The 23,016-nt window shown below is 73.5% G+C and carries 17 protein-coding genes; 6 read left to right on the top strand and 11 right to left on the bottom strand.

The annotated features are described in order from the left end of the window. The first annotated feature begins 15 nt into the window (after positions 1–15). On the top strand, positions 16–831 hold the full coding sequence (locus FHX81_RS01330; RefSeq protein ID WP_141974827.1) for a thioesterase family protein: 816 nt from the start codon (positions 16–18) through the stop codon (positions 829–831). A 41-nt stretch (positions 832–872) separates the two neighbouring features. Further along, positions 873–4,790, top strand: a complete 3,918-nt coding sequence (gene hrpA, locus FHX81_RS01335) for an ATP-dependent RNA helicase HrpA (protein ID WP_141974828.1) — start codon at positions 873–875, stop codon at positions 4,788–4,790. Between the two features lie 12 nt (positions 4,791–4,802). On the opposite strand, the gene FHX81_RS01340 is transcribed toward hrpA, so the two are convergent. Beyond that, positions 4,803–5,288, bottom strand: coding sequence for a MarR family winged helix-turn-helix transcriptional regulator (locus FHX81_RS01340; protein WP_141974829.1), 486 nt, complete (start codon positions 5,286–5,288; stop codon positions 4,803–4,805). A gap of 680 nt (positions 5,289–5,968) precedes the next feature. On the opposite strand from FHX81_RS01340, the gene FHX81_RS01350 reads away from it, so the two are divergent. Continuing rightward, positions 5,969–6,700, top strand: coding sequence for a dienelactone hydrolase family protein (locus tag FHX81_RS01350; RefSeq protein ID WP_141974830.1), 732 nt, complete (start codon positions 5,969–5,971; stop codon positions 6,698–6,700). A gap of 156 nt (positions 6,701–6,856) precedes the next feature. Here FHX81_RS01350 and FHX81_RS01355 read toward each other — a convergent pair whose 3' ends face one another. The 7 genes from FHX81_RS01355 to FHX81_RS01385 form a co-directional block, all read right to left on the bottom strand. After that, on the bottom strand, positions 6,857–7,825 hold the full coding sequence (locus FHX81_RS01355; protein WP_141974831.1) for a PP2C family protein-serine/threonine phosphatase: 969 nt from the start codon (positions 7,823–7,825) through the stop codon (positions 6,857–6,859). A gap of 3 nt (positions 7,826–7,828) precedes the next feature. After that, positions 7,829–10,345, bottom strand: coding sequence for a serine/threonine-protein kinase (locus tag FHX81_RS01360; protein WP_246107559.1), 2,517 nt, complete (start codon positions 10,343–10,345; stop codon positions 7,829–7,831). Between the two features lie 224 nt (positions 10,346–10,569). Beyond that, positions 10,570–11,532, bottom strand: a complete 963-nt coding sequence (locus FHX81_RS01365; RefSeq protein ID WP_141974832.1) for a glutamate ABC transporter substrate-binding protein — start codon at positions 11,530–11,532, stop codon at positions 10,570–10,572. Further along, positions 11,529–12,812 carry a hypothetical protein gene (locus tag FHX81_RS01370; protein WP_246107560.1) on the bottom strand — a complete coding sequence of 428 codons (1,284 nt, stop codon included), beginning with the start codon at positions 12,810–12,812 and terminating at the stop codon, positions 11,529–11,531. Before FHX81_RS01370 ends, FHX81_RS01365 begins: the two co-directional genes overlap by 4 nt. Before the next feature lie 134 nt (positions 12,813–12,946). Then, positions 12,947–13,450 carry a riboflavin biosynthesis intermediates N-glycosidase gene (locus FHX81_RS01375; RefSeq protein WP_141974833.1) on the bottom strand — a complete coding sequence of 168 codons (504 nt, stop codon included), beginning with the start codon at positions 13,448–13,450 and terminating at the stop codon, positions 12,947–12,949. A gap of 51 nt (positions 13,451–13,501) precedes the next feature. Continuing rightward, positions 13,502–14,077, bottom strand: a complete 576-nt coding sequence (locus FHX81_RS01380; protein ID WP_141974834.1) for a pyridoxamine 5'-phosphate oxidase family protein — start codon at positions 14,075–14,077, stop codon at positions 13,502–13,504. Positions 14,078–14,087: 10 nt separating this feature from the next. Next, a complete protein-coding gene (locus tag FHX81_RS01385) occupies positions 14,088–14,636 on the bottom strand; it encodes an antibiotic biosynthesis monooxygenase (protein WP_211363345.1) in 549 nt (182 codons plus the stop codon). Positions 14,637–14,732: 96 nt separating this feature from the next. Between FHX81_RS01385 and FHX81_RS01390 the strand changes: the two genes are divergently transcribed. After that, positions 14,733–15,776 (top strand): threonine aldolase family protein, encoded by a 1,044-nt coding sequence (locus FHX81_RS01390; protein WP_141974836.1) that lies wholly within the window; start codon positions 14,733–14,735, stop codon positions 15,774–15,776. An 8-nt stretch (positions 15,777–15,784) separates the two neighbouring features. On the opposite strand, the gene rox is transcribed toward FHX81_RS01390, so the two are convergent. Further along, on the bottom strand, positions 15,785–17,206 hold the full coding sequence (gene rox, locus FHX81_RS01395; RefSeq protein ID WP_141974837.1) for a rifampin monooxygenase: 1,422 nt from the start codon (positions 17,204–17,206) through the stop codon (positions 15,785–15,787). A 741-nt stretch (positions 17,207–17,947) separates the two neighbouring features. Here rox and FHX81_RS01400 point away from each other — a divergent pair. Beyond that, positions 17,948–19,858 carry an FAD/NAD(P)-binding protein gene (locus tag FHX81_RS01400; RefSeq protein ID WP_281291773.1) on the top strand — a complete coding sequence of 637 codons (1,911 nt, stop codon included), beginning with the start codon at positions 17,948–17,950 and terminating at the stop codon, positions 19,856–19,858. Positions 19,859–19,953: 95 nt separating this feature from the next. Then, entirely contained in the window at positions 19,954–21,309 is a 1,356-nt protein-coding gene (pcaB, locus tag FHX81_RS01405; RefSeq protein WP_141974839.1) for a 3-carboxy-cis,cis-muconate cycloisomerase, read from the top strand. Between the two features lie 39 nt (positions 21,310–21,348). On the opposite strand, the gene FHX81_RS01410 is transcribed toward pcaB, so the two are convergent. Then, positions 21,349–22,575, bottom strand: coding sequence for an RNA polymerase sigma factor (locus tag FHX81_RS01410; protein ID WP_141974840.1), 1,227 nt, complete (start codon positions 22,573–22,575; stop codon positions 21,349–21,351). 1 nt (position 22,576) lies between these two features. After that, positions 22,577–22,933, bottom strand: a complete 357-nt coding sequence (locus tag FHX81_RS01415) for a YciI family protein (protein ID WP_141974841.1) — start codon at positions 22,931–22,933, stop codon at positions 22,577–22,579. Between the last annotated feature and the right edge of the window lie 83 nt (positions 22,934–23,016).

The raw sequence follows: 23,016 nt of genomic DNA on the forward strand, positions 1-23,016 counted from the left end.
CATTAGGGTGACCCCATGTACGAGTGGGACACCGACACGCGGGTGGACGCGACGGGGGACGGGCGGTTCGCCGCGCACCTCACCGACCGGTGGGCCGGTGCCGGTGGACGGCCCAACGGCGGCTACCTCGTCGCGTTCTGCCTGCGGGCGCTCGGCGAGGTGCTGCCGCACGCCGACCCGCTCGTGGTCGGCGCCCACTTCCTGCGGCCCGGCGTGGTCGGGCCCGCCCGCGTCGACACCGAGCTCGTGCGGGCCGGACGCCGGCTGTCCACCGGTGAGGCCCGGCTGACCTGCGGCGACCGCGAAGTGCTGCGCGTCGTCGCTTCCTACGCCGACCTCGCCGGCGGCACCGGCGCGACCGGGTCCGACCTCGTGCTCGGCGAGGCGCCCGACCTGCCGCCGCCGGACGAGTGCGTCGACGCCTACGGCGGCCTGCGCCTGCCCGGCGTCACCGTCTCCGACCGCGTCGACGTGCGCGCGCCCAAGCCGTTCGGCTGGGCGAAGGGCCGGCCCACCGGCATCCCGCGCGCCGAGTTCTGGCTCCGCTTCGCCGACGGCCGCCCCGCCGACACCGCGAGCCTGGCCACCCTGGTCGACACCGTCGCGCCCGCGGTGCTCGAACTCGGCGTCACCGAGTCCTCCACCGTCGAGCTGACCGTCCACGTGCGCGCCCGCCCGACCCCGGACGGCACGGCCGCAGCCTGGCTCGCCGTCCGCGCCGCCACCCGCCACCTCGCGGGCGGCTACTACGAGGAGGACGTCGAGCTGTGGGACACGACCGGGCGGCTGGTGGCCCGGTCACGCCAACTCGCCGTGTCCGCCGGCCGATAATCGGCAGCCCCACCGGCCCACCCTCGATATCCTTGACCCAAATGAACCAGATGTCGCACGCTGACCTGCGTCAACGCCTGTCCGATCTGATGTCGCGGGACCAGCGGAGGCTGGCACGCAGGCTCGACGGCGCCCGCAAGGTCCGCGACGACCGCGCCCGCGCCGCCGTCCTCGCCGAGATCGAGGCCGACGTCGAGGCCGCCGAGCTGCGCGTCGCGCTGCGCCGCGAAGCCGTGCCGAAGATCACCTACCCGCCCGAGCTGCCCGTCAGCGCCCGCAAGGACGACATCGCCGCGCTCATCCGCGACCACCAGGTCGTGATCGTCGCCGGCGAAACCGGCTCGGGCAAGACCACCCAGCTGCCCAAGATCTGCCTCGAACTCGGCCGCGGCGTGCTCGGCCAGATCGGCCACACCCAGCCCCGCCGCCTCGCCGCCCGCACCGTCGCCGAGCGGGTCGCCCAGGAACTGGACACCCCGCTGGGCGGCGCCATCGGCTACAAGGTCCGCTTCACCGACCAGTCCGGCGACGACACCCTGGTCAAGCTCATGACCGACGGCATCCTGCTGGCCGAGATCCAGACCGACCGGATGCTGTCGCGCTACGACACGATCATCATCGACGAGGCGCACGAACGCAGCCTCAACGTCGACTTCCTGCTCGGCTACCTCAAGCAGCTGCTGCCCCGCAGACCCGACCTCAAGGTCGTCATCACCTCCGCGACCATCGACCCCCAGCGGTTCTCCCGGCACTTCGGCGACGCCCCGATCATCGAGGTCTCCGGCCGCACCTACCCCGTCGAGGTCCGCTACCGCCCGATCGTGGACCCCGACGACCCCGACGCCGACCCCGACCGCGACCAGACGCAGGCCGTCTGCGACGCCGTGCGCGAACTGCAGGCCGAAGGGCCCGGCGACGTGCTGGTGTTCCTGTCCGGCGAACGCGAGATCCGCGACACCGCCGACGCCCTGGCCGCCCTGCAGCTGCGCGACACCGAGATCCTGCCGCTGTACGCGCGGCTGTCGTTCGGCGAGCAGCACCGCGTGTTCCAACCCCACCGCGGGCGGCGCGTCGTGCTGGCCACCAACGTCGCCGAGACGTCCCTGACCGTGCCCGGCATCAAGTACGTCGTGGACCCCGGCACCGCCCGGATCTCCCGCTACAGCCACCGGCTCAAGGTGCAGCGGCTGCCCATCGAACCGGTGTCGCAGGCCTCGGCCAACCAGCGCAAGGGCCGCTGCGGCCGCGTCTCCGAGGGCATCTGCGTCCGCCTGTACAGCGAGGACGACTTCGACGCCCGACCCGAGTTCACCGACCCGGAGATCCTGCGCACCAACCTCGCCTCGGTGATCCTGCAGATGACCTCCATCGGCCTGGGCGACATCGCCGCGTTCCCGTTCATCGACCCGCCCGAGGCCCGCAACATCACCGACGGCGTGCAGCTGCTGCAGGAGCTCGGCGCGATCCTGCCCGCCGAGCAGAAGCTCACCCCGCTGGGCCGCAAGCTCGCCCAACTGCCCGTCGACCCCCGCTTGGCCCGCATGGTCATCGAGGCCGACCGCAACGGCTGCGTCCGCGAGGTCATGGTCATCGCCGCCGCCCTGTCCATCCAGGACCCCCGCGAACGCCCCTCGGACAAGCAGCAGGCCGCCGACGAGTTCCACGCCCGCTTCAAGGACCCCGACTCGGACTTCACCGCGTTCCTGAACCTGTGGCAGTACCTGCGCGAGAAGCAGAAGGAGCTGTCCAGCAACCAGTTCCGCCGGCTGTGCCGCGCCGAGTTCCTCAACTACCTGCGCGTGCGCGAGTGGCAGGACATCTACCAGCAGTTGCGGCAGGTCGCGAAGACCCTCGGCGTGCACGTCAACGACCAGCCCGCCGACCCGCGCAACGTCCACGTGTCGCTGCTGTCCGGGCTGCTGTCCCACATCGGCGTCAAGGACGTGCCCCTGCGCCAATCCGGGAAGGGGGAACCGGGCAGGCGCGCCGCCACCGAGTACCTGGGCGCCCGCAACGCGAAGTTCGCGATCTTCCCCGGGTCCAGCCTGTTCCGCAAACCACCCCAGTGGGTGATGGCCGCCGAACTGGTCGAGACGTCGCGGCTGTGGGGCCGCACGGTCGCGAAGATCGAACCCGAGTGGGCCGAGAAGCTCGCCGGGCACCTGGTCAAGCGCACCTACAGCGAACCGCACTGGGAAGCCAAGCGCGGCGCCGTCGTCGCCCTGGAGAAGGTCACCCTCTACGGCGTGCCCATCGTGGCCTCCCGCAAGGTCGACTACGGGCGCATCGACCCGGAGCTGTCCCGCGACCTGTTCCTCCGCCACGCGCTGGTGCAGGGGGAGTGGACCACCCACCACAGGTTCTTCCACCACAACCGGGAACTGCTCGCCGAGGTCGAGGAGCTCGAGAACCGGGCCCGCCGCCGCGACATCGTCGTGGACGACGACACGCTCTACGACTTCTACGACCAGCGCGTGCCCGCCGACGTCGTGTCCGCCCGGCACTTCGACACCTGGTGGAAGAAGGCCCGCCACACCCAGCCCGACCTGCTCACCTTCGACAAGGCGATGCTGGTCAACGACCGCGCCGCGGTCACCCCCGACGCCTACCCCGACCAGCTGAGCCGCGGCGGCCTCACCCTGCCGCTGACCTACCGGTTCGAACCGGGCGCCGCGGTCGACGGAGTCACCGTCACCCTGCCCCTGCCCGCGCTGACCACCCTGCCCGACGACTCGCTGTCCTGGCAGGTCCCCGGCCTGCGCACGGACCTGGTCATCGCGCTGATCCGGTCGCTGCCCAAACCCGTGCGCCGCAACTTCGTGCCCGTGCCCGACGTCGCCGCCGCCGCCCTGTCCGGCATCGACCCCGACGAACCCCTGCTGCCCGCGCTGGAACGCGAGCTGCGCAGGCTGACCGGCGTCGTCGTGCCGCGCGAGGAGTGGCAGCTCGACCAGGTGCCCGAGCACCTCAAGCTCACCTTCACCATCGTCGACGAGAACGACCGCGAACTGGCCCAGGGCAAGGACCTCGCCGCGCTGAAGGCCCAACTGCGCGGACAGCTGCGCCAGACCCTCGCCGCCGCCGCGAGCAACCTCGCCCGCACCGGCCTGACCACCTGGGACATCGGCGACCTGCCCCGCACCGTGCAGCGGCAGCGCTCCGGCATCGTCGTCACCGCCTACCCCGCCCTGGTCGACAAGGGCGACACGGTCGCGGTCGAGATCCTCGACACCCCCGGTCGGCAGCGGCAGGCCATGTGGCGCGGCACCCGCCGCCTGCTCCTGCTCAACGCGCCCTCCCCGGTCAAGACCCTGCAACGCGGCCTGAACAACGCCGAGAAGCTCGCCCTGACCCGCAACCCGCACGGCGGCGTCGCCCCGCTGCTCGCCGACTGCATCTCCGCCGCCGTCGACAAGCTCCTGCGCGACGCCGGCGGACCGGTGTGGACCGAGGCCGCGTTCACCAAGCTCCTCGACCACGTCCGCCGCGGCCTCGGCGAGACCACGTTCGACGTCGTGCACCGGGTCCGCCGCGTCCTGGAAGCCGCCCAGGACGTCGAACTGCGCGTCAACGGCGTGCGCGGCCCGGTGTTCGAGGAGTCCCTGGCCGACGTCCGGGCCCAGCTCACCGGGCTCGTGCACGCCGGTTTCGTCACCGAAGCCGGCGCCGACCGGCTCGGCGACGTGCACCGCTACCTGCAGGGCATCGCCCGCCGGCTGGAGAAGCTGCCCGAGAACGTCCGCCGCGACCAGGAGTGGATGGACCGCGTCCACGCCGTGCACGCCGAGTACCGCGAACTGCGCGCCGCCCTGCCCGCCGACGAGCCCCACGAGGAACTCGACGAGGTGCGGTGGATGATCGAGGAACTGCGCCTGAGCTACTTCGCCCAGACCATCGGCACCCGCTACACCGTCTCCGACAAGCGCATCTTCAAAGCCCTCGACGCCGTCCCCCGCTGACCGCGGGTGGCGTCACTCGCACTGCTCCAGCAGCGCCCGCAACGCGTCGGCGACCACGGCCTTCGTCTCGCCGTCCAACGGCTCCAGCAGCCGCGCGTAGTGCCGCATGTGCTCGGCCAGCATCCCGTCCACCAGCCGCGCCCCGCGGTCGGTCAGCTTGATCCGCACCACCCGCCGGTCCGCGGCGTCGGGCACCCGCCGCACCAGGCCCTTGGCCGCCATCCGGTCGATCCGGTTGGTGATCGCGCCCGCCGTGACCAGCGACGCCGACAGGAACGCCCCCGCCGTCATGCCCTGCGCCGACCCCGCCCGCCGCAACGTGGTCAGCACGTCGAACTCGCCCGGCTCCAGGTCGAACCGGCCCACGAACTCCCGCAGCTCGCGTTCCAGCAACCGCGCCAGCCGCGTCACCCGCGACAGCACCGCCATCGGCGAGGTGTCGACGTCCGGGCGCTGCACCGACCACTGCGCCAGCACCAGGTCGACCGCGTCCGCCATCACACCTCCCGACGCGTCGACCCGGGCGGCGCGCCGACATCGCGGTCGCCGTGACGTGACAGCCGTGCACCCGGAATCGCGGGCCCCCCATTGATCCGCACGACCCCAACCGTATTCGTGATCGACAACGCGCGCGGGCGTCCCGGCGAAAACCGGCGCGACGGCCCACCCCCGACCGCGCGCCCGGCCCAGCACCGGCGTCCGGTCGCCGTGCCACTGCTGCGCCGACCCGTCGGTCGCCGTTCGCCCCAACGCCGCAGTGCGCCGCGGGGAGTCGGCCGACAACGCCAGCTCAGCGTCGTCGCAGCCGCCCGGCGCCCCGGTCAGTGAGGAGTTCATCGGCGCCTACAGCTCCGGGCCGCGGTCCTGGCGACGCGCTCGGGCACCTGCCGCGCTCCGCCCGCCCTCGCCCACGGTCTGATGGACCGCTACGCCAGGGGAGCGGGCCGCACCGTCGTCGACCGGGCCGCCGACCACACCCACCTGTCCACGACCCCGACCCCGTGCGCGAAATCCCGTGGCGGACCCCGCGGCGCCCTGCTAGCTTTCCGGCGGCCGTGCGAGAGACCGAGGAGGTGGTACCCGTGACCGTGGTGACATGGGTGCTCCCCTCCGGGGTCACGGTCGGGCGATAGGTCGTCCGGGGGCGCCGTTCACGAGCACTCCCGAAAGGCACGACCGTGCGCTTCACCTCGGAACGACACCTCGCCGACGACATCCTCGAACGCGAGTTCACCCTGGGCGACATCCCCGGCGTCCTGTGGACGCCCGCACCCGCCGCCCGACCGGCACCGCTGATCCTGCTCGGCCACCCCGGTGGCCTCCGGGGCATGTACCCGCGACTGGCGGACCGGGCCCGGCACGCCGCGGCGGAGGGCTACGCGTCGGCCACCCTCGAACTGCCCGGCGCCGGCGACCGACCCCGCGACGCCGCCGCCGACCGCGCCCGGGCCGACCTGCGTCGGGCGCTGGCCGCCGGTGAGCCGGTCACCGACGACATCGTCGACCGGCTCGTCCTCCCGTTGGTCGACCGGGCCGTCCCGGAATGGCGCGCCGCCCTGGACGCCCTGCTCGACCTGCCCGGCATCGACGGCCCGGTCGGGTACTCGGGCGGGGTGATCTCCATCGGCGTGCGGCTGGCCGCGGTCGAACCGCGGGTCAAGGCCGCCGTGCTGTTCGCCGGCAGCTTCGTGCCCCGCGCCGTGGTCGAGGAGGCCCGGAAGGTCACCGTCCCGCTGCTGGTCCTGCTGCAGTGGGACGACGAGCACAACGACCGGGGGATGGCACTGGACCTGTTCGACGCCCTCGGCTCACCGGAGAAGACCTTGCACGCCAACACGGGCGGTCACACCGGCGTCCCGCGGTTCGAGGCAGACGACGCCAACCGGTTCTTCGCCCGGCACCTGACCTGACCAGCACCTCCGCTCATCGGGGACCGGCCGTCCCCGATGAGCGGAGGTCGTCCTCGCGGTGCAGCGTGATCGTGGTCCAGGCGCCCACGTGCACCCGGTCACCCGGCTCCACCACCGCCCACCGGTCGGCACCTCGCGCCCCGACAACGCCAGACGTCAAGCGCCATGCGCACCCCGCAGCTGGACGACCACCACCGTGATGTTGTCGTGCCCGCCCGCCTTCAGCGCCACCTCCACCAACTCGCGCGCCACCTCGACCGGCGGCACGCCCCGGGGCAGCACCTCCAGCAGGTCCTCCGGCTCGGGCACGTAGTTCCACAGCCCGTCGCTGCACAGCACCAGCAGCCCCGGCGTCTCCACCTTGAACGTCACCGTCTGCGGCGCGTCCACACCGGAGTCCGCGCCCAACCACCGCGACAGCACGTGCGCCCGCCGGTCGGTCAGCGCCTCCTCCTCGGTCAGCACCCCTTCCGCCACCAGCTGCGCCGCCCACGTGTCGTCCGTGGTCAACCGCGCCGCGCCCGCCTCCCCGACCAGGTACGCGCGGCTGTCACCGACCCACCCGACCGTCGCCGAACCGTCCGTCACCACCGCCGACACGAACGTGCACGACGGCGCCACCTCGGCCGCCTCCGGCCGCGCCAACCGGCCCACCGCCTCGTTCGCCGCCACCACCGCGTCCGTGGTCAGCGCCTCCGCGTCCATCCCGGACCGCAATCCCGTCAGCAGCACGTCCGCCGCCGTGTCCACCGCCTGCTGCGACGCCTGCTCGGCCCGCTCCGACGACGCCACCCCGTCGCACACCACCGCCGCCACACCACGCCCGCGCACCCGGCCGAACGCCATCGAGTCCTCGTTGCGCTGCCGCCGCTTGCCCCGGTCGCTCACCCCGGCCAGCCCCGGCAGCACGAACTCCACCCGGTCCCGCGCCGACGGCCGCGCCCGACCGCACTGCTCGCAGAACCCGTCCGCGTCGAACTCCTCGCCACCGCACGCGCACATCGGCGGCCACTGCGCCCCCGGACCACCCACCGGTGTCCGCTGCACCCGCAGGTTGCGCCCGCACGCCTCGCAGAAGCGGTCCTGCGACGTCACCGGCGACGCGCACTCGGGACAGGTTTCCATGATCTACACCAACGTCCTGGGCCGGACCGCGTTCGCGCGGTCGACGAGAGCGATGCGTTCCTCGGGGGTGTCGGCCAACCGCGCCAACTGCCGGTACCAGCGCTCCAGGCCCAACCGCAGCCCCGACTCGCTCACCTCGCAGTCCAGCAGCCTCGCCGCGGGCGGCGCCCCGCCACCGGGCAACGACTCCAACGCCACACCCAACAACTCCACGGTCAACCCGGCCCGCCTCGCCACGTCCAACTCCAACCCCGACAGCCTCGCACCGGCCGCCATCACCTCCGCCAACGCCTCCGCCCCCGCGCACTCCCGGGCCGCCCCGAGCTGCGCCCGCACCGCCGCCACCTGCGCCGCCACGTGGTGGATCGACGTGTCCGGTACCGAGTGCAGCACCCGCACCGCCGCGTCCCGCCCACCCCGCGCCGACAACACCCTGGCCAGCCCGAACGCCGCCGACACGTACGCGTGGTCGGTGCGCCACACCACCTCGTACCCGGCCGCTGCCGCGTCCGGGTCGCCCACCGCCTCCGCGCACACCGCCACCGCCAGCTTCGGCGCGGCCTCGCCCGGCAACGCGTCACGGACCTGCTCGAACGCCGCCCGCGCCCGCCGCGCCCCGTCCGGGCCGCTCACCAGCGCCGCCACACCCCGGTACCAGCCGGGACGCCAGTCGTCCGGCGCGGGGGTCTCCGGGTCGTCCGGGTCGTCCGGGTCGAACGGCCACGCCAACGCGTCCAGCTCGCCCACCGCCTCGTCCACCCGGCCCGCCTCGATCAATGCCCGCACCACCTGCAACCGCACCTCGACCGTCTGCACCGGCGCCACCCGCAACGCCGCCACCACCTGGTCCGGGTCACCCGTCGTCGCCGCCGTCGCCAGGAACCCCGCCGCCGCGTCGGAGGTGTCCACCTGCGGCACCGGCAGCCCCGTCGCCGCCGCCCGCACGTCCAACCCGCCCTCCGTGCCGAACGCCCGCCGCTCCGGCGTGAACTGCCGCGACACACCCGGCCGCGGCACACCGTCCTGCTGCGCCAGCACCTCCCGCAGCACACCGGTCAACTGCTCGGCCATCTCCTCCGCCGAGGCGAACCGCTGCTCCGGGTCGCGGTGCGCGGCCCGCAGCAGGAACCGGTGGAACGACTCGTGCCGACGCAGCAGCGGCTGCTCCTCCGGGTCCGGCAACGATTCCCGGTAGCGGCCGCGGAAGTCGAACGGGAAGCTCATCACCGCCAACGCCCGGCCCACCGTGTACAGGTCGGAGGCCACCGACGGGCCGTCCGTGCCGATCTCCGGCGCCTGGTAGCCGATCGTGCCGTAGATGGGGGAGTGCCGGTCGTCCACGCGCCGCACCGCGCCCAGGTCGATCAGCTTGAGCTGCTCCTCGGTCTGGATCACGTTGTCCGGCTTGAAGTCGCAGTACAGCAGCCCCACGCCGTGCAGGTAGCCCAACGCGGGCAGCACCTCCAGCGCGTAGGCGATCGCCTGCGCCACCGGCAACGACTCCGTCCCCGTGCCCTCGGCCCGCAACTGCTTGATCATGTCCTTGACCGACGTGCCGCCCACGTACTCCATCACGATGTAGTCCACGAGCTCCCCGCTGGCCCGGTCCTCGTGCCGCACGAAGTTGTGGATCTTGACGATAGTAGGGTGCTCCACCTCGGCCAGGAAACGCCGCTCCGCGATCGCCGCCGCCATCGCGTCCGCGTCACCGGAGTCCAGCAGGCCCTTCAACACCACCCACCGGTCGCTGACCGCGTGGTCGGCCGCCAGGTAGATCCAGCCCAGCCCGCCGTGCGCCAGGCAGCCCAGCACCTCGTACTGGTCGTGCAGCACCTCGCCGGGCACGAGCTTCGGCGTGAACGAGTAGTGGTGCCCGCAGTGCGCGCAGAACCCCTCCACCCGCCCCGGCCGGCCATCCCGCCCGCGCCCGACCTCCTTCCCGCAACTGGAGCAGAACCGCTTCGCCTCCGGCACCTCCGGGTCGGTCAGCACGGCCGCCTTCGGATCCCGGTAGGGCACCCGCGGCACCTCCACCAACCCGGCCCCCAACCGCCCGCGGCTCGACGGCCGACTGGACGCCGAGGCCCGCCGCGACCGCGCCACCGACGCCCCACCCGACCACGGAGCCGTCCCGGGACCGCTGTCCGGCCCCGTCACCGGCCCGCTGAACGCCCCCGTCGCGGTTCCCTCATCGACTCCGCCGGGCCCGCCCGCGCTCGCCCCGCCACCGGTGCGACCCGCACGGACCCCGGTGTCCAGCCTGGTCGCGGGCCCGCTGAGGGAATCCCCGGTCACCTCGCCGCACCGGCCACCCGACGCGTCCCCGGTCACCCCGCCACCGGCGTCGCCCGGCGAGTCCCGGCGCACGCCCCCTCCCGGAGCGCCGAGGTCACCCGCGCCCGCACCACTGCCGGCGGGCGTGCCGGTGGTGGCCAGGGCTCGCGCTTCCGCGCCGCACACGTCGCAGGAGCCGTCGTCGTCGATCGCGCCGCCACAGCCGGCACGTGGACACGTCCTCATCGGCCCTCCGTCCTGGCCGGCACCGCCCGCTGGTACCGCCGCACCGCCACCGTGCCCGCATTCGGGCCGCACGGCACGCCGGACCGCACGTCCCTCGCCCATCGGTGCGGCACCGGCCGCACCGCCGCCCTCACGGCCGGTTCCGCCACACCCGGGAAACGTCCCCGCAGCCCGTCGAGTGCCCCGGCCACGTCGTCACCCGGTACCGCCGGCGGCTCCGCACGTCAGTCCCGGTACACGGCGGCGGGCGGCGACGGAGGCTCGCCCAGCCACCGCTCGTGGAGCCGCGCCCACGTGCCGTCCGCCCGCAGCCGTTCCAGCAACGCGTTGACCAGCCGCACGAAGTCCTCGTCCGCCTTCGGGAACGCCATGCCGTACGGCTCGGCCGTGAACTGCGGCCCCACCACCTTCGTGTACGGGTCCTGCGCGGCGAACCCGGCCAGGATCGTGTCGTCGGTCGAGATCGCGTCCACCTGCCCCTGCTGCAGCATCACCAGGCAGTCCGTCCAGTTCGGCACCGACACCGGCACCGGCCGGGACGCCGCGGTCGCCACGTTGGCCAGCGAACTGGACCCCTTCGTCGCGCACACCCGCTTCCCGCCCAGCGACTCGATGCCGGTCACGTCCGAGCCCGACGGCACCAGCACCCGCTGCCCCGCCTGCAGGTACACGGTCGAGAAGTTCACCTTCTGCCAGCGGTCGCAGGTCGCCGTCATGGTGCGCACCACGATGTCCACCTCGCGCCGTTCCAGCGCCGGTATCCGCTGCTCGGAGGTCAGCACCGTGAACTGGATCGCGTCCGGGTCGCCGAACACCGCGCGCGCGACCTCCCGCGCCAGGTCGACGTCGAACCCCTCCAGCTCGCCGGAGAACGGGTTGCGGAACCCCATCAGGTAGGTGTTCTGGTCCACGCCCGCGATCAGCCGGCCGCGCGCCTGGATGCGTGCCATGGTCGACCCGGCCGGCATCTGCCCCGGCGGCGGCAGGGGACCGGTCGGTCGCAGGCTCGCCGTCGGGTCGCACGACGCGGGTGGCACGTCGGCCGCGCTGGGCGGCTCGGTCAGCTCCACCGCGTCGGCCGGCCGCGGCGGCGCGGGCGAGCCACCGCCGATCGGCGGCGCGGCGCTGGGCACCGGCGCGCACGCCGCCGTCGCCACCAGCACCAGGACCGCGAGCAGCCGTCTCATCGGTACTCCTTCAGCCGCTGCCACAACCCCGACGACGAGGCCGCCGCCGCCAGCAACGCCAGCGCCACCACCGCGGGCACCACGCCCCGCAACCCGGCCCGGGCCCGCCCGATCGCGTCGGTCAGCTCCGCCCGCGCCGCGCCGATGGCCTCCACCAGCTTCGAGTCCAACGCGTCGAACGCCGTCGCCGCGCCCCGCGGGTCCGGCCCCAGCGCCAACTCCACCGCTTCGGTGAAATCACCCGCCTCGTCGGCCCGGCGGATCTCGCGGTGCGCCCGCTGCCACCGCGCGTGGTGCTCCACCGCCTCCACCACCGGGGGCGTCGGGCTCATCGCCCGCACCCGGCCCAGCACGTCCTCCAGCACCTGGTCGGCCTCGACGTACTCCTCCTCGTAGGTCGTGCCGCTGCCGCGCGCCACCAACGTCAACGTCTCGTCACCGCGCGCGGTCAGCGTCGCGATCCGGGCCCGCGCGAGCAGGTCGACCAGCGTGGCCTCGGTCTTGCTCGCCGAGGCGTTGTAGACCACCAGCACGCTCGCCACCAGCACCCACAGCAGCGAGACCAGGCTCAACGCGGTCGCCACCACCAAGCCCGGGTTGAGCAGCCGGTTCGTCCGCCGGGTCAGGTAGCGCTGGGCGAACACCAGCACCGCCAGCGCCGCCGCGCCCAGCAGGAACTCCAGCCACGGCCACGACCCGGCGTCCTCCAGGTCGCGCATCACGTGGCCGGTCTCCACCCCGTACAGCTCACGGGCGGCGGGCAGCAGCCGCGTCTGCATCAACGCCGACGCCTCGCGCAGGTACGCCGCACCCACCGGGTTGCCCTGCCGGTTGTGCGCGCGGGCCGTCTCGACCAGCCCCGTGTACACCGGCAACTGGCCCGACAGCGTCGACAGCGCCCCGGCCGGCTCGGGGGAGCGGGTGCTCTGGCTCGTCGCCGCCGACAACGCCGCCGCGGCCTTCGCCACGTCCGCCTCGTACCGGCCGCGCAACGCCGCCGACTCCACCCCGCCGGACAGGAACGCGCTCGACGCGGTGGCGTCCGCGTCCGCCATCGCCCGGTAGACCTCCTGGGCGGCGAACGCCAGCGGCTCGCTGCGGTCGGCCAACGCCTCCAGCGCGTCCGAGCGGCGCTGCACCGACGTCGCGGTCACCGCCCCGACCAGCAGGGCCACGGCGATCAGCAGCAGCGCCAGCAGGCTCAGCCTGCCCGGCGTGCTGCGGGCCAGACCCGTCACCCGGCGCAGGGCACCGCGGTTCCGCCGGGCATCGACCAGCACGACCGCCCCCTTCCCGAGGTGATCGGCGCCACTCGCCGCTCGGACAGCGTAGATCGAAAATCGACCATTCGGGACGCAACCGGACCCGTCCGGCCGGTGGGCGCCCACCGGGTCGAGCTCATCGGGTGACACCGTCACCCCGAGCGGAGTCGCGCGCGCACCTCCATCAGGGCCTCGCCCAGCAGGTTGAGCCCCGGCCAGCGGGCCGGGTCGGCCGCCCGCTCGTCGTCGGCGGCCAGCCCGATGCCCCACACCCGGTCCACCGGGCTGGCCTCCACCAGCACCCGGTCCCCGGTGCCCAGCAGGAACTCCCGCAGGTCGTCGTGCGCGCCGAACTTGGCCAGGTTCGCGCGCACCACGACGTCGAGCCGTTCGGCCACCCACACGTCCTCGGTGAAGCCGCGCACCCGGCGCCCCAGCGCCTTCGCCTCACCGGGCGTGCGCGCCGCGAGCACCCGCCGCGCGGTCTCCTCGTCACCGAACACCAACGCCTTGCCGTGCATCATGAAGTGCTCGGCGGTCCGGAAGGTCAGCCCGTCCACCGTGAACGGCGCCTCCCACCACTGGCTCAGGCACTGCTTGCCGACCGGCGCGCCGGGCCGCGCCTCGTGCCCCCAGAAGAACAGGTACTCCGTCATGCCGCGGACCGTGCCACACGCACCGGCCGCGGCACGACACCGTTTCGCCGACTAGCGCGGCGGCAGGGGCAGTGGCAGGGCGGGCAGCCCGTCCATGCTCACCGCGTTGAAGTCCTTGCTCTCGCAGTACGCGGAGAACTCCTCGTCGGTCTTGCGGCCGAAGTAGTCCGCGTGCAGCGTCCGCTCACCCCGGTAGTCCAGGAACGGCACGGCGAAGCCGCAGGTGTCGCTGATCAGCTTCGCCGTCACCACGACGACCGCCCGCAGCGCCGGACCGTCCGCGTCACCGAACCCGGCCACCAGCTCCGCGAACCGCGGGTCGTCCCGGAACACCGGCTCGCCCGTGCCGTGCACGCGCACGATGTTCGGCGGACCGTCGAACGCGCACCACATCAGCGTGATCCGCCCGTTCTCCCGCAGGTGCGCGATCGTCTCGGCGTGGCTGCCGCCGAAGTCCAGGTACGCCACCCGCTGCTCGTCGAGCACCCGCCACGTGCCGCGCCGGCCCTTCGGCGACAGGTTCACGTGCCCGTCGGCGGCCAGCGGCGCGGTGGCGGTGAAGAACACCGGCTGCGCCTCGATGAACTCGCGCAGGCGTCCTTCGATCCGTTCGTAGGTCTTCCCCATGAGGCAAGTATCACCCACCCACCACCCGGTACCGGCGGACGTCGCTGCTCGCCAGGCCGGGGAACGACCGCACCCGCCGCCACAGCGGCGACCGGCCCACCGCCCCGTCACCCCGCGCCATCGCGTCGACGTGCGCCCGCGCCGACGTCCACTCCGCGTAGTTCAGCACCCGCGTGCCGTCCACGCCGACGTGGAAGTGCGCCGAGATCCCACCCGGGTCCGGCTCGTCCTCGGCAGCCAGCGCGGCGAGCACCAGGTCCACCCACTCCTCGGCGACCCCGGACCGGTCGAACCGCACCGACACCAGTACCACGCACCCGACCGGCCGGTCCGCCGAGGCGCGCCCGACGGACCGGTACCGGCGGTAGGCCACCGCGCCGTCCCCGTCCACCGCGCCGTCCGCGTCCACCGGGCGCGACCACTGCGAATACGTCACGACCCCGTCACCGTCCACCTCCCGCAGCCACCGCGCGTCCAGCAGCCCGTCCGGGCGCGGGTCGAACGGCACGCGGCCGCGGTGGACGAGGACGTGGTCGGCATCGGGTCTGGTCAGCTCCATGCCGGCGACGCTAGGCGCGCGACGCCCGTGCCCGAATCCGTCAGGTGACCGGTGAACCTTGTTGCACATTATTGGCGACAAGTCCAGACTCCCGGCATGAGCCCGAAGATCAGCCGTTCCCTGGTACAGCACTCCGCACTCCGCCAGGACCCGCACGCGGTGCTGCGCCGGATGCTCGACCGCGTCACCCCCGGCACCCGCCTCGACGAGCCGACCGCGGCACTCGAACGGCGCATCGCCGACCTGCTCGGCAAACCCGCCGCCCTGTTCTTCCCCACCGGCACGATGGCGCAGCAGACCGCGCTGCGCGTGCACGCCGAACGCACCGGCCGCCGCACCTTCGCCGCACACCCCCAGACCCACCTCGCGGTCTGGGAGGAGCAGGGCTACAGCGCCGTGCACGGCCTGCGCCACCACGCCGTCGGCGACCGCGAGCACCTGATCACCCTCGACGACCTCGCCGACGTCCGCGAACCGATCGCCGCCCTGCTGCTCGAACTGCCCCAACGCGACCTCGGCGGCCTCCTGCCCACCTGGGACGAGCTGGTCGCCCAGACGGCCTGGGCCCACGACCGCGGCGCCGCCGCGCACCTGGACGGCGCCCGGCTGTGGGAGGCGCAGACCGGCTACGACCGGTCGTTCGCCGAGATCGCCGCCCTGTTCGACACCGTCTACGTCTCCCTCTACAAAGGCCTCGAAGGCGTGCGCGGCGCGGTCCTGGCGGGGGACCGGGACACCGTCGACGCCGCCTCGGTGTGGCGGCGCAGGCTCGGCGGCGCGACCCCCGACTCGTGGCCGGCCGCCGTCACGGCCCTGATGGGACTGGACGAGGTGCTGCCGCGCATGGCCGAGTTCCGCGACCACGCGGTGGCCGTGGCCGCCGCCATCAACGCCGACGGCTACGCCACCACCCGCCCGGAAGTGCCGCGGACACCCCTGTTCCACGTCCACATCCCCGCGCCGAAGGACGCCGTGGCCGCCGCGGCGAAGCGGATCCTCGAGGAGACCGGCGTCGAACTGCCCCAACGCCCCAGGTCCGCGACCGATCCGACGCGGTGCAGCATCGAGCTCACCATCGGCGTCGTGTCGCTCGACTTCACCCCGCAGGAGGTCGCCGACCTGATCCGGCAACTGCGCTGAGCCGCCGTTCAGGCGGCGCCGAACCAGCGGGACAGCCCTTCGACCAGGCCCCGCTGGTCCTCGCCGGCCCACGCCACGTGACCGTCCGGACGCAGCAGCACCGCGGGCACGTCCACCTCCTGGCTCACGTCCACCACGTGGTCGACCCGGTCCGCCCACCCCCCGACCGACAACCGGCCGGTCTGGTCCAGCAGCAGCCCGCGGCCCGAGCGCGTCAGCTCGTAGAGCCGCCCCCGCCGCAACCCCACGTCCCGCATGCGCCGGCCCAGCAGCTCGTGCCCCTCGCCGAAGTCGTAGCGCACCCCGAGCGCGGTGATCTTCCCGATCAGGTGCCGGTTCACCACCTCGAAGTCCATCAGCTCCGCCACCAGCCGCCGCACCGCCCGCGCGCCCGGCTCGGTGGACATCAGCTCCATCTGCGCCCGGGTGTTGTCCAGCACCGCGGCGGCCACCGGACGCCGTTCGGCCTCGTAGGTGTCCAGCAACCCCTCCGGGGCCCAGCCCGCGACCTCGGCCGCCAGCTTCCACCCCAGGTTGAACGCGTCCTGCACGCCCAGGTTGAGCCCCTGCCCGCCGGTCGGCGGGTGGACGTGCGCCGCGTCACCCGCCAGCAGCACCCGCCCGGACCGGTAGCGCTCGGCCAGCCGCGTGGCGTCGCCGAACCGGGACAGCCACCGCGGCGAGTGCACGCCGAAGTCGGTGCCCGCGACCGCCCGCAGCCGCTGCCGGAACTCCTCCAGGGTCGGCGGCACCGACCGGTCCTCGGCCACGCCCTCGGCGGGCACGACCACCCGGTACACGCCCGCCCCGAGCGGCACCAGGCCGAACCGCTCGCGGGTCCGCCGGACGTCGGCCACCACCTCCGCCACCGCCTCGGGCGGCACGTCCGTCCGCATCTCGCCCAGCAGCGTCTCCACCCGCGCCGGCTCACCCGGGAAGCCGACGCCGAGCAGCTTGCGCACCGTGCTGCGCCCACCGTCGCACCCGACCAGGTGACCCGACCGCACCCGTGACCCGTCGGCCAGCTCGACGGTCACCCCGTCCTCGTCCTGCTCCACCCCGACCAGCTCGCGGCCCCGCCGGATCTCCGCGCCCAGCTCCGCGGCACGCTCGCCCAACAGCCGATCGGTGACCGGTTGGGGAATGCCCAGGACGTAGCCGTGCGCGGTGTCCAGCCGTTCCGGCGCGGGCTTGTCGATACCGGCGAAGAATCCCCCGAGGGGGTGCCGCCGGCCGTGCTCCAGAAAACGCTCAAGCAGACCGCGCTGGTCCATCACCTCGATGCTGCGCGCGTGCAGGCCCATCGAGCGGACGACCCCGGTCGGCTCCGGCTCCCGGTCCAGCACGAGCACCCGGACGCCGTGCAGCCGCAGCTCGGCGGCCAGCATCAACCCCGTCGGCCCGGCACCGGCCACGATCACGTCGACCATGAAATCCCCCGTCGAAGAAAAGACCGAACGAATGCTCTTGTCCGCAGACGTCGGCATAGGGCGCAGATTCTGCGGCACCACCCCGGTCTTGCCGCAAGACACTGGGTGCGCTATAAATTGGGCATGGCGAGGGAAGGCTTTCCCTTCGCCGTCGCCCGGTAGACCTCAGGGGCGACGAGCGCCTGCGGCTCCTCGCGGTCGGCCGACGCCTCCGGTTCCTCCGACCGGCGCGACCACTCCTTCCCGACGTGATCGGACCCAGGCGGAATTCCCCTCGCTGCCGATCCGCCCCGTCTTCGGGTGCCCTCCCGCAGCCGTCACCCCGTGCCTCGACGCGTATCCACCGCATTACCGCGCCGCGACGACGCCGTTAATTCGAACCGGCCGGCACGAGCGCGGAGGAAGTCAGGGAAGCGAACCTTTCCCGAAGCGACGTCTTCCCGATCGCCGTCGGTGGCAACCGCCCACGACCAGCGCCGATGCGCACCCCGCGTCGCCCTGCCGGGCCGAAGCGGCCGATGGTTCCTCTTTCACGACACCGGACACGCGCCTCGGGGACAGGCCAGGATGGCGTCATCGGCTTCGTCCGCTCGCTTAACGAAGACGGGGGAATCCTGCTGTGCACGCATCGACGATCCTCGGCCCTCGACCACCCCGGACACCATTGTGATGAGCGGTCACCACCCGAGTGCCGCCGGCGCGTACCCGGACCATTCCCCGGACCCGGAGGCGCCACTCGAAATATGCCTCGTCGGAGTCGGTCCGCGCGGCCTGTCGGTGCTCGAGCGGTTGTGCGCGAACGCCGGTGAGAGCCCTCGCCGCGACATTCGCGTGCGCCTCGTCGACCCCCGGCTCGGTGTCGGCGGCCACGTCTGGCGGTCGGACCAGTCCGGGCACCTGCTGATGAACACCGTCGCGTCCCAGATCACCCTGTTCGTCGACGACAGCGTCGAGTGCGCCGGCCCGGTGGTGCACGGTCCCAGCCTGTACCAGTGGGCGCGCGTCGTCGTCCTCTTCGACCCGTTCCACGACTTCCCCGACCGGGTGCGGGACGAAGCCGCGGCGCTGGGGCCCGACTCCTACCCGACCAGGGCGTTCTACGGCCACTACCTCATCTGGGTGCTGCGGCACCTGATCACCCACGCGCCGGACAACCTGCTGATCAGCCGGCACCCGGAGCAGGCGGTCGACCTGGTCGACGAGGACGGCGGCACCCAAACCGCGATCCTGGCGAGCGGAACCCGGCTGGCCGGGCTGCACGCCGTCGTGCTCGCCCTCGGCCACGTCGGGGTCGCACCGACCCCGGCGCAGCGGCGTTGGCAGGTCCACGCGGCCCGCCACGGCCTGCGCTACGTGCCGCCCGACAACCCCGCCGACGTCGACCTCGGCGACGTCGAGGGCGGCGAACCGGTGATCCTGCGCGGCATGGGCCTGAACTTCTTCGACCACCTCGCCCTGCTCACCAGCGGCCGCGGCGGGGTGTTCCGCCGCGACGAGGACGGCCGCCTGCGCTACGAGCGCTCCGGCGACGAGCCGCACGTGATCGCCGGGTCCCGCCGCGGAGTGCCCTACCACGCCCGCGGGGAGAACCAGAAGGGCGCCACCGGCAGGCACATCCCGCTGTTCCTGACACCGCGGCGCATCGAGGCACTGCGCGCGTCCGGACCGCTGGAGTTCCGCACCGACATCTGGCCGTGGATCGACCGGGAAGTCCGCGCCGTGTACTACGCCACCATCGTGGGCAACCGGTCGGGCGACGCCGAGCGCGACCGCTTCCTGCGGGAGTTCCGCGCCGGGGTCGAGTCCTCACCCGGGACCGGGGGGCCGGAGGACGAGCTCCTGCGCGGGTTCGGGTTCGGGGCCACACCGCGCTGGGACTGGCAGACCGTCGCCACGCCCCACCGCGGCAGGACGTTCCCCACCCCCCGGGCTTTTCGCGACTGGCTGCTCGCCCACCTCGACGCCGACGTCCGCGAAGCGCGCCTGGGCAACGTCCGCGGCCCGCTCAAAGCCGCCCTGGACGTCCTGCGCGACCTGCGCAACGAGGTCCGCCTCCTGGTCGACCACGGTGGGATCACCGGCGACTCCTACCGCGACGACCTCGACAACTGGTACACGCCGCTCAACGCCTTCCTGTCCATCGGCCCGCCGGCGCGCCGCATCGAAGAGGCCGCGGCCCTGATCGAGGCGGGTGTCCTCACCGTCGTCGGACCCCGGGTGGTCGTCGACCTGGCGGGCGACCGGCCGGGGTTCGTCATGCGCAGCCCGTCGATCCCGGGCGCGGAGTACCACGCCCGCACGCTCGTCGAGGCGCGGTTGCCCGAGGTCGACGCCCGCCGCACCACCGACCCCCTGCTGACCAGGCTGCTCGCCCGCGGTGACTGCGCCCTCAACCGGATCCCGAACCGCACCGCCGGCGCGTACGAGACCGGCGGCATCGCGGTCTCCACCCGGCCCTACTCCGTGCTCGACGCCCGAGGGCGACCGCACCCACGACGTTTCGCGTTCGGTGTGCCCACCGAGACCGTGCACTGGGCCACCGCCGCCGGGGTGCGCCCCGGAGTCAACTCGGTGATCCTCGGGGACGCCGACGCCCTGGCCCGGGTGAGCCTGGGGTTGCCCGCTCACGCGGTGACGGGCGCCACCACGTGAACCGGCCCGGAACCCCGGCGGCGACGCCCGCCGCCGGGCCACCGCCACCAGGAGCCCTCCCAAGGGCACGCTCACGGAACACACTGAGGATCGACATGACCGGAGACAGCGGACTGCTCTCGCCCGGGTGGGCCGGCACCGGGATCGACGACCTGCTCGACGACCGCGCCTGGTTGACCGCGATGATCAAGGTCGAAGCCGCCCTGGCCCGGGCCCAGGCCGGGATCGGCATGGTGCCGCCCGACGTGCCGGCGGTGCTCGACCGGATCGACGCGGACCTGTTCGACTGGTCCGCACTGGTCAACGGGGTCCGTGAGACGGGCAACCCGGTCGTCGGCTTCGTCGGCCAGCTGACCGGGCTCGTCCACGCGATCGACCCGCGTGCCGCGGACTTCGTCCACCGCGGCAGCACGAGCCAGGACATCCTCGACACCGCCACCATGCTGATCTGCGGCACCGTGCTCGACCGGGTGCTGGACGACCTCCGGCGCACCGCCGACGCGGTGGCCGCACTCGCCCGCGACCACCGCGGCACCCCCATGGCCGGCCGCACCCTGACCCAGCACGCCGTGCCCGTCACCTTCGGCCTCAAGTGCGCCGGCTGGCTCAACGCCGTCCTCGACCTGCTCGACCGCGTGCGCCACCTGCGCACCGGCGGATTGCCCGTCTCGTTGGGCGGGGCGGCCGGCACCCTGGCCGCCTACCAGGAGTTCACCGAACGCGACAGCCTCGACCTCGTCGAACCGTTCGCGGCCGCCCTCGGCCTCACCGCACCGCTGATCCCCTGGCACGGCGCCCGCCTGCCGATCGTCGACGTCGCGAACACCCTGTCCCTGATCACCGGCACGCTGGGCAAGGTCGCGGCAGACGCGGAGGTGATGACCCGCACCGAGATCGGCGAGGTCGCCGAGCCCTCGGCGCCGGGCCGCGGAGCCTCCTCGGCCATGCCGCAGAAACGCAACCCCGTCCACACCACCGCCATCCTCACCGCCGCCCGCCAGGTGCCCGCCCTGGTCTCCGTGCTGCACCAGTGCATGGTCGTCCCCGACGAGCGCTCCGCCGGGGGCTGGCACGCCGAGTGGCAACCGCTGCGCGAAGCACTGCGCCTGACCGCGGGCGCGGCCCGCAACGCGGCCGATCTCACCGCGGGCCTGACGGTGTTCCCGGAGAAGATGGCGGCGAACCTCCGCCTCACCGGCGGTGCCATCGTCTCCGAGCGCCTCGGCGCGGTGCTCACCCCCCTGCTCGGCAAGACCACCGCGAAGGAGGTCCTGACCGAGGTCACCGCCACCACCGGCGACGTGGCCGCGGCACTCGTGGACGCGCTGCGCGCCCGGGGGCACGACACCGACCTCGACCGCTGGAAGGAGCTGTGCGACCCGAACGCCTACCTGGGTGCCTCGCTCCGGCTCGTCGACCGCGTCCTGGACCGCCACCGGGCGACGCGGTGACCACGCCGTCGCGCCGAGGTGACGATGTCCGCCCCGTCGTCAGCTCCCGGCGTGACGCCCCGCCACCGCGTCGAGCCCGCGCTGCAGCAGGTCGCGTTCCGCGTCGTTGCCCGCCAGCTCCCACGCCCGCCGGTACGCCCGCGCCGCGTCCGCGTCCCGCCCCAGCCGGCGCAGCAGGTCCGCGCGCACCGCGTGGAACAGGTGGTAGCCCGCCAACGGCGACCGGCCCGAACCCAGCTCGTCCACCAGCTCCAACGCCGCCCCCGGCCCCTGGACCTCGCCCACCGCGACCGCCCGGTTCAACGCCACCACCGGGCTCGGTGCCAACACCATCAGGTGGTCGTACAGCTGGACGACCTGCCCCCAGTCCGTCGGCGGCGGATCGCTGTGCACCGCGTTGATCGCCGCCTGCACCTGGTACGGACCGGGCCGGTTGCGGCGCAGGCACCACCGCACCAGCTCCCGGCCCTCGGCCACCATCGCCCGGTCCCACCGCGACCGGTCCTGCTCGGCCAACCGCACCAGACCGCCGTCCGGGCCCGTGCGCGCCGGACCCCGCGCGTGCAGCAACAACATCAACGCCAACAGCCCGACGACCTCCGGCTCGTCGGGCAGCAACTCCACCAGCACCCGCCCCAGCCGCACCGCCTCCGCGCACAGCTCCTCGCGCACCAAGGCTCCACCGGAACTGGCCGAATAGCCCTCGTTGAACACCAGGTACACCACCGCCAGCACGGCACGCAGCCGCTCCGGCAGCTCGGCCGCCCCCGGCACCCGGTACGGGATCCGCGCGTCCCGGATCTTCGCCTTCGCCCGCACCAACCGCTGCGCCATCGTCGCCTCCGGCACCAGGAACGCCCGGGCGATCTCCGCCGTGGACAACCCGCCCAGCAGCCGCAACGTCAACGCCACCCGCGCACCCCGGTGCAACGCCGGGTGGCAGCACGTGAAGATCAACCGCAGCCGCTCGTCACCCACCGCCCCCACCTCGACCACCTCGTCCCGGGCGTGCAGCAGCGCCGCCTGCGCCTGCCGGGAGTCCCGCGTGGACTCCCGGCGCAGCCGGTCGATGGCCCGGTTGCGGGCCGTGGTGATGATCCAGCCCACCGGGCTCGGCGGCACACCGGCCTCCGGCCACCGCCGCACGGCCTCGGCGAACGCCTCCTGGACCGCCTCCTCGGCGACGTCGATGTCACCGAAGACGCGGACCAGGACCGCCACCGCCCGGCCGTACTCCGCCCGGAAGACCCGCTCGACCGCCGTCACGTCAAACGACGAAGTCCTGGAACGGCCGCACCTCCACCGGCAGCGTGCACGCCACGCTCATCCGCCGGCCCCACTCCAGCGCCGCGTCCAGGTCCGGCACGTCGATGATGTTGAACCCGCCGATGTGCTCCTTGCTCTCGGTGAACGGGCCGTCGGTCACGGCGATCTCGCCGTTGTCCTGCGGGCGCAACGTGGTCGCCGTCTCCGGCGCGTGCAGACCGCCCGCGAACACCCACACACCGGCCGTCCGCATGTCGGCGTCCACCGCCTGGACGTCCTCCATGATCTTCTCCAGGACCTCCGGCTCGGGGATGCCGTAACCGGTCGGCTCGATCACGCTGATCAGGTACTGGGTCATCTCGTGCTCCTCACAGGTCGCGGAACCTCCGCACCCCCTACACGAACGGCGGGGCACCACATCGACACGGCACCGAGGGAAAT

The organism is Saccharothrix saharensis, assembly GCF_006716745.1.
In the GTDB taxonomy this organism is placed as follows: Bacteria; Actinomycetota; Actinomycetes; order Mycobacteriales; family Pseudonocardiaceae; genus Actinosynnema; species Actinosynnema saharense.